General features: G+C 36.8%; 7 protein-coding genes. All 7 read left to right on the forward strand.

Annotation, left to right across the window (positions count from 1 at the left end):
• The first annotated feature begins 303 nt into the window (after positions 1-303).
• The 7 genes from AC6H3C_RS15220 (at position 304) to AC6H3C_RS15250 (ending at position 14231) form a co-directional block, all read left to right on the forward strand.
• The gene (locus AC6H3C_RS15220; protein ID WP_497516259.1) at positions 304-3753 is read left to right on the forward strand and encodes a SusC/RagA family TonB-linked outer membrane protein; all 3450 of its coding nucleotides are present in this window, start codon (positions 304-306) and stop codon (positions 3751-3753) included.
• Positions 3754-3765: 12 nt separating this feature from the next.
• Positions 3766-5700: a RagB/SusD family nutrient uptake outer membrane protein gene (locus tag AC6H3C_RS15225; protein ID WP_497516260.1), complete on the forward strand. Its 1935-nt coding sequence runs from the start codon at positions 3766-3768 to the stop codon at positions 5698-5700.
• Positions 5701-5743: 43 nt separating this feature from the next.
• A complete protein-coding gene (locus tag AC6H3C_RS15230) occupies positions 5744-6922 on the forward strand; it encodes a DUF5000 domain-containing lipoprotein (RefSeq protein ID WP_497516261.1) in 1179 nt (392 codons plus the stop codon).
• A 32-nt stretch (positions 6923-6954) separates the two neighbouring features.
• Entirely contained in the window at positions 6955-8070 is a 1116-nt protein-coding gene (locus tag AC6H3C_RS15235) for a DUF4998 domain-containing protein (RefSeq protein ID WP_497516262.1), read from the forward strand.
• 219 nt (positions 8071-8289) lie between these two features.
• Positions 8290-11502, forward strand: a complete 3213-nt coding sequence (locus AC6H3C_RS15240; RefSeq protein WP_497516263.1) for a TonB-dependent receptor — start codon at positions 8290-8292, stop codon at positions 11500-11502.
• A 14-nt stretch (positions 11503-11516) separates the two neighbouring features.
• On the forward strand, positions 11517-12989 hold the full coding sequence (locus tag AC6H3C_RS15245; protein ID WP_497516264.1) for a RagB/SusD family nutrient uptake outer membrane protein: 1473 nt from the start codon (positions 11517-11519) through the stop codon (positions 12987-12989).
• A gap of 204 nt (positions 12990-13193) precedes the next feature.
• Positions 13194-14231, forward strand: a complete 1038-nt coding sequence (locus AC6H3C_RS15250) for a glycoside hydrolase family protein (protein WP_497516265.1) — start codon at positions 13194-13196, stop codon at positions 14229-14231.
• The last annotated feature ends 20 nt before the right edge of the window (positions 14232-14251 follow it).

Raw genomic sequence — 14251 nt, forward strand, 5'->3', positions numbered from 1 at the left:
TAACATTTCTTTTTGTTTTAAATGCTCACGTGAGCATTGTATATTTGAATAATTTTTTAATAGTGAAATATGGAAAGCACAATGTCCGTGATTAATTAGTCCAATATCAGAAAGACATTAAAAAAGTTGAATGAAATTTTAATAATAATATTCAACCGTTAAGAACTTAATAGTTTACAACTAAAAATAAAATTATTAGCCTATGGGAAAAAACATATAAATAAAAGTACAAAAGGGAGTGCGACCAACACTCCCTAAAAACACAGTTAAATAACTATGCTAATCTATTCAAAACGCTAATTTATGAAAAAAGAATTGAATTATGCCCTTAATAAAAGGATAGAGTATTTTTTATTTGTTTTGAAAATTACGATCCTATTATTTTTGTTTGGAATTATTCGCGTATATGCAAGTGCTTACTCTACAAATACTAAACTATCTCTAAAATTTGATAATGTTAGCATTGATAAAATGCTAAACTACATAGAGAAACAAAGTGAGTTCAGGTTTTTATACTCGTCTAATCTCTTTGACGATAAATCAAAACTAGATATTGATGAAAAATCTCAAACAATTGATGCTATTCTCGAGAAGTATATTGTCCCTATGGGGTTTGTTTACAAAATTGAAGATCGTACAATAGAGATTAAGGATCGTAATTTGGCGAATAGCCAGCAGTCGCCATTTAGAGTAAATGGAAAAGTGACAGATATTGATGGGCATGCTTTACCAGGTGTCACAATTACTGTTTTGGGAACTGCCCGGGGAGTAATTACCGATAATGATGGAAGTTATTCAATAGATGTAGAACAATCAAGCAAGTTAGTTTTCTCTTTTATCGGAATGGAAAACCAGATTGTTGAAGTAGGACTTCAAAAAACAATTGACGTTAAACTTAAAGAAAAGACTGAAGAACTTGCAGACGTAACAGTTGTTGCTTTCGCAAAACAAAAGAAAGAAAGTGTTTTGGCATCTATTACAACTGTCGATGTCGGCGAATTAAAGATTCCATCTAGTAATATGACTACAGCTTTGGCTGGTAGGATGTCAGGGCTTATTTCCTACCAGAGAAGCGGAGAGCCAGGTAAGGATGATGCGAGCTTTTTTGTCAGAGGTGTGACATCATTTTCTTATGCCAGCAGTCCACTAATATTAATTGATGGCGTTGAAATGTCTTCTTCTGATTTAGCCCGGCTTCAACCTGATGATATTGCTAGTTTCAGTATTATGAAAGATGCCACTGCAACTGCACTATATGGTGCTCGAGGTGCAAATGGAGTTATCATGGTAACAACCAGGGAAGGGAAAGAAGGGAAAGCTCAAATCTCTTTTCGTTATGAAAGTTCATTTTCGTCTCCAACAAAAAGGATTGAATTGACGGATCCCATTACTTACATGAAACTAAATAATGAAGCTATTGTCACGAGAAATCCTGTAACTGGAGTTGAATTTTATCCCCAGGAAAAAATCGAAAAAACAGCAGCCGGAGCGAATCCCAATGTTTATCCTGCAACAGATTGGTATAAAACATTATTTAAAAATGTAACCATTAATCATCGGGCAAATTTCAATGTAAGTGGTGGCGGTAAAGTGGCCAGGTATTACATTGCCGGAACTTTTAATCAGGACAATGGTGCATTAAATGTTGATAATAAAAACAATTTTAACAATAATATTGAACTAAAACGGTATTTACTAAGATCAAATGTAAATATCAATATCACAAGTACTACAGAGGCAGTAGTTCGTTTGCACGGAGCATTTGATGACTATTCCGGTCCAATTGACGGTGGTTCTGACCTTTACAGCAAAGTAATGCGAACTGATCCTGTTCTTTTTCCTCCATTTTATGCACCGGATGAACAGTATACATATTCAAAACATATTTTGTTTGGAAATAGTGGAACGGGAAATTACATCAATCCCTATGCCGATATGGTAAAAGGATATAAGGAATACAGTAAATCAACCATGTTAGCACAATTTGAAGTTAAACAAAACTTGGAATTTTTAACGAAAGGATTATTTTTCAGAGGATTGTTTAGCACGAACCGTTATTCATACTTTGATGTTTCAAGGTATTACAATCCGTTTTACTATTCCATTGGGTTATATGACAAATATACAGATACTTATAGCTTAACTCCACTAAATCCAACAGGGGGGACAGAATATTTATCTTACAACCCAGGAGACAAAATAGTCAATACGACGACCTATTTTGAAACTACTCTTAATTATGATAAAACAATTTCAGAAAAGCATTCTGTTAGCGGTCTTTTGGTTTATACAATGCGAAATTATTTAACAGGAAATGCTTCGACTTTGCAATTGTCATTACCTCACCGGAATTTGGGACTTTCCGGACGTTTTACTTATTCTTATGACAAACGTTATTTCTCTGAGTTTAACTTTGGGTACAATGGTTCTGAACGTTTTGCTAAAAAAGAGCGTTTTGGCTTTTTCCCTTCAGCAGGTGTTGCTTGGTTTGCATCGAATGAACCATTCTGGAATGACAATTTAAAAAGAATAGTATCAAAATTGAAATTTAAAGCCACTTATGGATTGGTTGGTAATGATGCAATTGGTTCAGAAAATGACAGGTTCTTTTATCTTTCTGAAGTCAATCTCAACAATTCGTCAAAAGGCCTCATTTTTGGAGAAGATTTTGGATATTCAGTAAACGGAGTATCAATTTCAAGATATGAAAACGATAAAATTACCTGGGAAACATCAAAAAAGATGAATCTTGGAGTTGAGCTTGGATTGTTTAAAGATTTTGAAATATTAGCTGACTTCTATACAGAATATCGGACGAATATTTTGATGAATAGGCAATATATCCCCGCTTCGATGGGACTACAGGCAGTCCCCCAATCAAACGTGGGAGAAGCATCAGGTAAAGGTATTGATCTTTCGATAGACTATCAACACAGTTTTCAAAATGGGCTGTGGCTTTCTGCAAGAGCAAATTTCACATTTGCAAAATCAAAATATGAAGTATATGAGGATCTGGATAATACTAAAACTCCATGGCTCTCAAGAATTGGAAGACCAATTAGCCAGCAATGGGGATATGTTGCAGAACGACTTTTTGTTGATGATGCCGAAGTTGCAAATTCGCCGATGCAAACATTTGGCGAATATATGGGAGGAGATATTAAATATAAAGACATAAATGGAGACGATCAAATAACCTCTCTTGATATGGTGCCTATTGGCTACCCAACTGAACCACAAATTGTGTATGGGTTTGGTTTTTCGTCAGGATATAAAGATTTTGATTTCTCATGCTTTTTCCAGGGACTTGCAAGAGAGGCATTTTGGATTGATGCCAAGAAAACTTCACCATTTGTTGATTCCCAAACAAGTGAAGAAAGAGCTAAAGATCCCCGAATTTCTAAAAATGCATTATTGAAAGTGTATGCTGACAATCACTGGTCTGAAAATAATCGGAATATTCATGCACTTTGGCCAAGGCTTTCTGATCGTTTGATTTCAAACAATACTGTAAGAAGCACCTGGTTTATGAGGGATGGTTCTTTTCTAAGATTAAAATCACTGGAATTCGGCTATTCGGTCCCTCAGAAAAAACTTGAAAAAATTAAGATAAAACAGTTTAGAATTTATCTGAGCGGAACTAACCTGTTTGTTCTAAGTAAGTTTAAATTGTGGGATCCTGAAATGGCTGGTGAAGGACTGGGATATCCTATTCAGAAAGTTTATAACGTTGGACTTCAAATTTCACTTTAAAACAACATGACTATGAAAAGAATATTTCTTTTAACAATATGTATTCTAATTTCCCTTTACTCCTGTAAAGATTATTTAGATGTTGTTCCTGACAATATCCCGACAATTGCCCATTCCTTTACCGATCGGGTTGGAGCTGAGCGTTTTTTAACAACCTGTTACTCTTACCTTCCATATTTTGGAGATGCAAGTCTGGACCCGGCCATGCTCGGATCTGATGAATTCTGGTTGCATGAGAATCAATCGTATTACAATCAGTATTACAATCAGTATGGAATTAACCTAAAAAAGAATCTCCAAAATGTTACCAGTCCTATTTATAATTTTTGGGCTAGCGGAAATGGAGGGTCTAATCTTTTTATAGGAATACGCGATTGTAATACCTTTCTTGAAAAGATTGGTGAAGTTGGTAATGACTTAAATGATCAGGACAGGGCAAGATGGATTGCAGAGGTCAAATTCTTAAAGGCTTATTATCATTATTATCTTTTAAAATTATATGGCCCTATTCCTTTAATTAAAGAAAATTTACCTATTTCTTCAAGTGTTGAGGAGGTGCAGGTTTTTCGCGAGCCGTTTGACGATTGCGTAAATTACATTGTAAAATTAATAAATGAAGCAATACCCAATTTGCCTTTGATGGTTGATAGCAGGGCAACAGAATTGGGGCATATTACCCAACCTATAGCACTTTCAATAAAAGCCGAAGTGTTGACAATGGCTGCAAGCCCTCTTTTTAATGGGAACACTGATTATGCCAATGTTATCGACAAAAAGGGGAGAAACCTTTTCCCAACTTTATACGACAAAGAAAAATGGCATAAAGCAATGATAGCCAGCAAAAATGCCATCGACACTTGTTTGCTCGGGGGGCATAACTTTTACATTTACAAAAACGCCTTATATAAATTGTCTGATACTACCAAGTTGGTAAATTCATTACGTACGGTGGTTACTGATAAATGGAATAGTGAATTGATTTGGGCCAGTTCCAGATGGGTAATGAATTTATTAGAAAGGATGTCTATCCCATATTTTGAGAGTACGAGTTATAATGCAACAAGTGTAACTTCAAACTTAGCCCCTACGCTTAATATGGCTGAACTTTTTTATACCAATCATGGAGTCCCTATCGAGGAAGATAGGACTTTTGACTATTCCACCAGATACGAATTGACAACGGCCACTATTGATCACAAATACTATGTCTCCACAGGTTTTCAAACCCCTAAATTACATTTAAACCGTGAACCCCGGTTTTATGCAAATCTTGGCTTTGATGGAGGAGTCTGGTATGGCAATGGACGGTACAATGATGTTGGAGTTGGTGCTGTAACTACTCAACCATGGGTTTTGCGAATGAAAAAAGGAGAGGTTTCGGGAAATACGCAAAATTTACGATATTCTATAACTGGTTATTACCCTAAAAAGCTTACTCATATAGAGACAATTCACAATCCAACTGCCGGCGGTGCTCCGGTACAGGTTCGAACAACTTTCCCGATTATGAGGCTATCTGCTTTATATCTGCTTTATGCGGAAACGATGAATGAGTATTACGACCAGCCAACAGCAGAAGTATATCATTATATAGATATAATTAGAGAAAAAGCGGGGCTTAAAGGCGTAAAAGAAAGTTGGACCAATTATTCTGTAACACCAACAAAACCTGATACAAAAGAAGGAATGAGAGAAATCATACGTCATGAAAGGCTCATTGAACTGGCTTTTGAAGGACAACGTTTCTGGGATTTACGGCGCTGGAAATTGGCTCACACTTATTATAATATGCCAGCAAAGGGCTGGAATACAAATGGGACAAGCACGGATTTTTATATTCCAAAAGTATTGTGGACATATACATTTGGAACAAAGAATTATCTGTGGCCGATAGCCGAAACTACGTTGAGAGCTGATCCGAACCTTATTCAAAATCCTTATTGGTGATAATGCAACTAACTTTTAACCAATCTTTTAAATGACTAATAGTATGAAAAAAATATTTTATGCTTTAATTGTATTAATGATGTCTTGTTCGGAGGACTATATTGGTCAATATCCTGTCGATAAAGTTTCGCCAGGGAAAGTGAAAAATCCTACGATCACTAATTTTGCTGGGAAAAGTGAAATTACATACGAACTCCCTTCCGATGAAGATTTACTCTATGTAAAAGCACTATATACATTGCCAAATGGAGCTCAGGCAGAGGAACGTGCTTCTTTTTATCAAAGACAGGTTCTAATAAAGGGATTTGGAAAATCGCAAAAGCATATTGTCAAACTAATGGCAGTTGACCGTAGTGAAAATGAGTCCGTCCCACTGGAAGTAGAAATTGAACCGGAGGATTCTCCCATTTATGCAATACTTTCTTCTATAACAGTATTCTCTTCCTGGGGAGGACTTAAAGTTCTATGGGAAAACCCTGATGCTGAAAATATTGTAGTGGAATTAATCGGTAAAACGAATAGCGTCACCGAATTTTCAAGTCTGGACAATTTCTATACAGCTGAAAAAAATGCAAACAAATCTGTAAGAGGGATGGATACCCTGAAGGTAACTGTTGGTGTTTTTGTTCGTGACCGCTATAGTAATTATACAGATACTGTTTATAACAATTATAAACCACTTTTTGAGCAACAACTTGACCGAACCAAATTTAAGGGATTGCCTCAGTCGCCAAATTATACGCTTCACCCAACATTCGGAAATAAAAGCATGAGTGTATTGTGGGATAATATTATTTCTCCCGGAGATAATGTGTATTATATTGTTCCCGGAGGACCACCTAACCCTTATTTTACAATGGATTTGGGAGTAACCGCAAAACTTTCACGGTTCAAATTCTGGTCCAGAGACCAATGGTGGTTTCAACTTCATAGTCCAAAGCATTTTGAAATATGGGGAACAAATGATCCTACAGCAACTACTGTTGATAACTGGAACGGATGGTATAAAATTATGGACCAGGAAGCGTACCGACCTTCAGGATTGCCGGCAGGTGCTACACCTACTACTGATGATATTGCATATGCTATTGCCGGTGAGGAGTATGAGTTTGACATATCTAATCCTACAGTCAGATATATTCGTTTCCGTTGTACTGAAACCTGGAGCGGATCTACAGGCCTCAATTTGTCTGAAATTAGATTTTGGGGTGCAGTACAATGATTTTAAACTATGAATTTTAAATTCTTTATAGGATGAAAAAAATTATTATTTATATACAACTGATATTTGTGACTTTCATAATTATTAAGTGCACGGATATTAACGATATTCATGATGAATACTTAAAAAGGGGGGAAACCATCTATATTGCCAAGGTAGATTCGGTTGATGCTTTTAGCGGGGATAAGCGAATCATGCTACGGCTGTATACAAAAAATCCACAGATAACTTCTTTTGCGATCTTTTGGAACGAGGGAAATGATTCGCTGATTGTTCCCGTAGAAAACCGGATTTCTCCCGACTATCTGGACGTAATGATTGGTGATGCTAAAAAAAGTATGGATGAAAAAAGCTATGTATTTGAAATTTATTCCAGAGATGGCAAGGGGCATCGTTCTATAAAATATGAACAAATTGCAGAGATTTATGGTGATATTTATCGATCTACACTTCAAAATCATCCCTATAAATCAGCGGCATTTGATAGTAAAAGTTCTATTCTTAATATCACATGGTTCTCTCCTATTGATACCAAGGAAATTGCAGTTGAGTTCAATTACACGAACAAAAGCACTGGCTTGGCAATTTCTCAGGTGATAGGCGTGAAAAATCTGACAACAACCCAAATAGCTGATATCGATCCCAACTTTTCTGTTTCATACAGAACTCTTTACCTTCCAAAGCCGGATGCAATAGATACGTTTTATACCAGTTATGTTCCCGTTGAACTTGTAGAGATTGTTAATGTTGCATTAAATAAACAAGTAAAGGTTAGTGATGTGCTTGGCACTAATGAGGGGCGTTTTGCTGTGGACGGATCCACAAACACATCTCGGTGGGTTTCCAACCCGACTGGGGAGCATTGGATTGAAATTGATCTGGGAGGGGAATATAATATTTTTTCGTTCGCAACATGGAGTGGAGCGAGTGGCAGTTATGGAAACCCAATCCCTAGCTTTAAATTTCAAATTGATGTTGGTGGTTTGTGGCAGGATATTGTTACCGTTACCGGGAATACTAATCCGCAGTATAGTGTCGAATTTGGCTTGGTAAAAGCAAGCAAAGTGAGATATTTTGTTCCAAGTAATACCGATAATACTCGGTTGTATGAAATTGCTGTTTATGCAAAAATTAAGGTGAGACCATAATCATCTGCCTGAAGAACTAGTGAATTTGTAAGACAGCCAGCTGTTAATCAGATGGTTGTCTTGCATTAAGATATGATTCCAAACTTATCAAAATAAAATGCCTATGAAATATATATAAACTGACAGAAAAACAGGGAAATGCGCCTAACACTTCCCTGATGTAATTAATAACACCCAGTCTGACTCACTGGGTAATTATAAACTTTTCAACACAAAATTATGAAAAAAATAAGAAATTTAACCTGGAATGGAAAATTTCCGGGGGCAAAAACATTCAAAATTATCAAACTAACTACCTTTTTGATTTTAATTTCCATGGGTAGTGCATTTGCAAAAAATTCTTACTCGCAACAGAATCGCGTAGTTTCTGTTAAGGTTCAAAACGGGAAAATCGATGATGTCCTGAAACAAATATTTGCTGGGACCAATGTTAATTATACTTTAAAGGATAAATTTATTGTATTAGCGGCTCCTTCATCCGGTGAAAATTCTATAGCTCAGCAAAAAATCACGATATCTGGCCGTGTCACCGATTCATCCGGTCAGGCTCTTCCCGGCGTAACTGTGGTCGTGAAAGGAACCAACAACGGCACAATTACTGATGCCACAGGAAAGTATTCATTAAGTAATGTTCATGGCGACATGACGTTACAATTTTCCTTTGTTGGGATGAAAACCCAGGAAATTTCTGTTAACGGTAAATCTGTTTTTGATGTTACCATGTCTGAAGAAACTGTAGGAATAGAAGAGGTGGTTGCTGTAGGATATGGGACAATGAAAAAACGCGATTTGACAGGATCGCTTAGCTCAGTAAAAGCAAAAGAAATGATCGCTTTTACTGTTGCCAACCCGATTCAGGCTTTGCAAGGTCGTGTCCCTGGACTAGTAATCAGTTCCAATACGGGTGCTCCTGAAGGAAATTTCAGCATTCGAATAAGGGGAACTAATTCTATAAAAGGGGATAATACTCCATTATATGTGATAGATGGTGTTCCTGCGGGTGTTTCCAACATTAATAACTATGATATTGAATCAGTGGAGGTTTTGAAAGATGCATCAGCTACCGCTATTTACGGATCACGTGGGGCAAACGGGGTAATTCTTATCACCACAAAAAAAGGAAAAGCCGGAAAAACATCTGTTGATTATAATTTCGAGTATGGTGTGCAATCCCAGATAAAAAAGCTGGATATGATGAATGCCACTGAATGGGCGACACTTTACAATGAACAACGATTGATTGCGACGGGGAAAGAGTATTTTACAGCCGATCAAATTAAAGCTTTCGGGAAGGGTACAAATTGGCAATCGCTTGTTTTTAAAGATGCTCCCACTCAAAATCATAATATAACGATAAGAGGAGGTTCCGAGAAAACAAGAATATCAGTAAGTGGTTCTGCTATGCTAAAAGATGGACTTATTGATAATAGTTTGTATAATAAATACAATATTCGTTCTAATATTGATCATGTTATAAGTGATCATTTTGATTTATCATTAATCGCTTCCTATACAAGAACAGATAAATATTTGCAAGATTCCAATGCTGGTAATAGAGGAGGCTCATTAATCGGTGCAACTTTCTCAGTTCCCCCGATATGTAAACCATATAACGAAGATGGCTCCTATAGCTATTTTCCCGTGTCCAATCCCTATTTGCTGGCTCAGGGTGTTAATCCCATTAATTTAATTAATGAAACCAGTAATATTTCGAAAGCAGATCTTATGGATGTAAATGGAGCTTTGACTTGGAAACCCCTAAAGGGTTTATCCCTTAAATCTTCTTTTGGTATCGAATCTCTCAATTATAGTACAAATTATTATGTCACCTCTAAATATTTATACGGCTCTTCCAGTGCATCGGTCTCCAGTAATCAGCAGACGACCATCGTCAACGAGAATATTGCCAATTATGATTTAGTAATTGCAAAAGATCACCGATTAAATTTAATGGGAGGTTTTACTTATCAGGAATATAAAGGAACCTCAGTAGGGGCTAGTGGAAGCGGTTTTTTGAGTGACGCTCCTGAATCTTATCAATTGGGGTCGGCCTCTACATTTGGTACGCCTTCTACATCATTCACTAAATGGGTGCTTATGTCCTATTTGGGAAGGGCGAATTATTCTTATAAAGGAAAATATCTGGCTACTGCGAGTATTCGGGCAGATGGTTCTTCCAGGTACAGCAAAGGAGATAAATGGGGGTATTTCCCATCCGCTGCATTGGCCTGGCGTATCTCGGATGAAGCTTTTCTAAAAAGGTTCTCTTTTCTTTCAGATTTAAAGTTGCGTCTGGGCTGGGGAGCCACAGGTTCTACCGCAATTAATCCTTATACCACAATGAACATGTTAAGCCAGGGAAAAGCTCCGGCAAATGGAGATATTTATACTTATTATGCTGCCAGTACAACCTTCCCTGCTAATTTGAAATGGGAAACTACAGCCCAATGGAATTTGGGTATAGATTTAGGTCTATTAAACCAACGGTTACGCATCACTGCAGATTATTATCGGAAAAAAACCACCGATCTGTTAAATTCGGTTTCATTGCCAGCCTCTACCGGTTATGGAAGTACGATTCAGAATATTGGAGAAATGAGTAACAAAGGTGTCGAGTTTTTGATTGATGGGGATATCATTCAAAAAAAAGATTTTCGATGGAATGCTTCTGTCAATTTTGCTGTTAATAAAAACAGGGTTGACAAGCTATATGGTGGATCTGACCTCTATGGAAGTGATATTAATCTGGCATATATGTCAGGAACTATAAACCTGATTCGTGAAGGCGAACCCCTCGGAGTTTTCTATGTTTTTAAAAGTGACGGATATGATAGTAATGGGATACTTAAATATATCGATGTGGACAATGATGGAAATTTAACAACAAAAGATCGCTTTATTTTAGGAGACCCCAACCCAGATTTTACTTACGGTCTAAGTTCTACAATTCAATATAAGAATTTTGAATTTTCAGTTTTTCTGCAAGGAAGTCAAGGAAATGATATTTACAATGTCGGTGAAACGGCAAATTATGACTATGGATTAGGATTAAATCTGAAAAAAGATGTGTATTACAGCCATTGGTCCTCCAGTAATACACCGGAACAAAATGCTGCGGCCAAGTATCCTAAACTAAGTGCTAATCAAAAGCTGGTTCACTCAGACCGTTTTATCGAAGACGGTTCTTATTTGCGTCTAAAGAATATTTCTTTGGCTTATAATTTACCGGTTCAGAAATGGAGTTTTGCCCATTGGTTCAAAGGAATTCAAGTGTACGCAAGCGCACAAAATATTTTAACGATTACAGGCTATTCAGGTATAGACCCAGAAGTTAATTCGTGGGGAGGTGGTAATTCGGTGAATTTGGGGCTGGATTATTTGACTTATCCCAATACAAAAACGGTATCGTTTGGTGCTAAAGTTTCATTTTAAAAAAAGAGAAACCCATGAAAAAAATATTATTTATCACAATAATAGGAATGTTATTTTTTACTTCCTGTCAGAATTGGTTAGATGAAGAACCCAAAGCTGTAGCAGCTGAGACATTTTATAATACTTCAGCAGAGGCAGATGCTGCGGTAATGGCTCCCTTGTATAAATTAAGAAGTGGTTTTGGATCATTGTATCCCGGGCTTATGGAGTGCTTCGCAGACTATCAATATGGAAGAGGTAGTTGGGAAGATAATAGTAGGTATGCCGGATTAAATGCGACCAATGTAAATCGTGCAAGTGCAGTGTGGTCTTCACTGTACAGTGCTATCAGAGATTGCAATATCCCTATATCCAGACTGCCTAAAGCTTCCGCGTTAACTGATGTTCAGAAAGCAGCATATGTTGGAGAACTGAAGTTTCTCCGTGCTTTATGTTATTATCATTTGGTTCGGTTTTGGAATGCTGTTCCTTTGCGAACAGACGAAAATATGTCAGAATGGAACCTGGGAAAAAGTTCTGCGGATGAAGTTTATGCACTAATTAAAAGTGATTTGGAATTTGCGATAGTTAACGCTCCGGATAAACCTAGATTAGTGGGAACACCAGGGAAAAATGCAGCAAAAAGTTTATTAGCACAAGTACAAATCCAACTGGGGAACCATGCTGAAGCTAAAAGATTAGCTGGTGAAGTAATTAGCAGTGGTGTTTATGCGTTGGTTCCAGTCACAAAGTACCGGGAATTTGAAAAAATATTTGGGCCGAATGTAGTAAATACTACTGAAGAAATATTTTATTTTAAAACGTCTCGAACTAATAATATGGGATGGGAGTACGTTATGATGTGCTCACATCCAAGAGCTTTGATAGAAGGGAAATATATGCATGGGAGAGGTAGTGGAGCAGGCGATGGATGGTATGCAATATATACTAAATTAACAAACCAATTGATTTCAGATTGGGATGAGAAAGATCTTCGGAAAAATTATAATATATTGCCTTTCGATATCGGTCTGGGAAATACTACTTGCCTAGATACAAAATTTTATGATCCTGATGCTACAGGATCGGGAGCAGCCAATGTATCCTATCCTCTGGTCCGTTATGCCGATATTTTACTTTTATATGCAGAAGCAGCAGTACAAGCCTCGGGTACGCCAAATGATGATGCCATGGAAAAACTAAACATGGTACATAGGAGGGCCTATGGATATACACCAACTGTTTCTTCCACTATCGATTTTAAATTAATAGATTACAATACCAAGGAAAAGTTTATGGCTTTATTGATCAAGGAACAAGCGTATGAGAACTATAATGAGGGAAAACGCTGGCCATTCCTTGTTCGTTTAGGTATAGCAAAAAAAGTTATAAAAGAGGTGAAGGGAATTGATGTCGCAGATAAACATTTTCTGTTTCCTATACCGACTACAGAATTTGATTACAACAAAGGGCTAGACCCAACTAAAGACCAAAATCCAGGTTATTAGTATAAAAGAGAGAAAGGAAAGGCTGTCCTCCTATTGATTGAAATTCTTAATCATTTCAATATTTAGGTTTGGCTGGATTAAGTGTAATAGAAAATCTCTGATTTTCTGGAGGGCAGCCTTATTTTTTCAATCAAGTTCAAAAGTTCCATAATCTTCCAGGATAGGAAAGTATATTTTCATTTTTTTAATTGTTATAAAATAAACATGAAACTGATCTGTCTTTTTTTTCTTTGTTTGATAGCAGAAGGCCTTTACAGTCAATTTAAAGGAGACCAATCTTATATAAACTTTGCAACTAAGTTGGACCCCGTCGCAAAAATCATAGACTTGTCAGAACAAAAATATGTTGTCTGGGATTGTTCTCCTATTTATGATTCAAATGGTAAAATTCATGTTTTCTTTACCCGGGTGCCTAATTCAGATGGTAACTGGTTCCAGAATTTCAGGACACAAGGAGAAATTGTCCATGCTATTGCTGATAAACCGGAAGGCCCGTATACTATACACGAAGTTGTATGCAAAGGAAGAGGACCGGGGCACTGGGATGCTTATGGCATTGTTGGTCCCAGAGTTTATAAAATTGATAATCAATATGCATTATTTTTTACAGCCTATGAAATCCCATGGCCATTGGAAAAAATGAAAGAACATATCGGCTTATTAATATCTGATGATTTGCAACACTGGAGACTGGCTAACAAGGGGCAACCGGTATTATCTCCTGATACTGTGTCAAGGTCAAGCGATACATGGGATAGAATGATTGTTAATAATGCTGCATTTGTTAAAAATCCTGTTACAAATCAATATTGGTTGTATTACCGTGGCATGAAATCCTTAAATCAATGGAATATTGGACTGGCTGTTTCGGATAAATTGGAAGGACCATTCATTCGGCATAGCGAAAATCCGGTTATTGATGCTTCAAAGCTAAAGAAGAATTTTATAGGATTTGAAGACCCTGTCGTCTGGTATCAAAATGATCGTTTTTGTATGTTGGTTAAAGATGGTGGCTATTTGGATGAACCTGGCGGGTGTTATTTCGAGTCCGGGGATGGTATTCATTGGACTCAACCTATGCGTGGCTGGTATTCGCCTGATTTTTACTTACATGAAGCTGGAAAACTTGAATCACCACAAATTCTTAAAACTGAGAAAGGCGAGCCAGAGTATATTTTTTTTAATAAGTATATTGAAAGAAATCAGGAATCATCGGGCTTTGTATTCAAAATTAGTAAATAACATATTAAGTTAAAAAATAA

Source organism: Gaoshiqia sp. US2, assembly GCF_059705485.1.

Bases quoted from the DNA above. Each gene is read 5' to 3' on its own strand.
- AC6H3C_RS15240 (WP_497516263.1), top strand. From the start codon at position 8,290: ATGAAAAAAATAAGAAATTTAACCTGGAATGGAAAATTTCCGGGGGCA.
- AC6H3C_RS15245 (WP_497516264.1), top strand. From the start codon at position 11,517: ATGAAAAAAATATTATTTATCACAATAATAGGAATGTTATTTTTTACT.
- AC6H3C_RS15250 (WP_497516265.1), top strand. From the start codon at position 13,194: ATGAAACTGATCTGTCTTTTTTTTCTTTGTTTGATAGCAGAAGGCCTT.
- AC6H3C_RS15225 (WP_497516260.1), top strand. From the start codon at position 3,766: ATGAAAAGAATATTTCTTTTAACAATATGTATTCTAATTTCCCTTTAC.
- AC6H3C_RS15230 (WP_497516261.1), top strand. From the start codon at position 5,744: ATGAAAAAAATATTTTATGCTTTAATTGTATTAATGATGTCTTGTTCG.
- AC6H3C_RS15235 (WP_497516262.1), top strand. From the start codon at position 6,955: ATGAAAAAAATTATTATTTATATACAACTGATATTTGTGACTTTCATA.
- AC6H3C_RS15220 (WP_497516259.1), top strand. From the start codon at position 304: ATGAAAAAAGAATTGAATTATGCCCTTAATAAAAGGATAGAGTATTTT.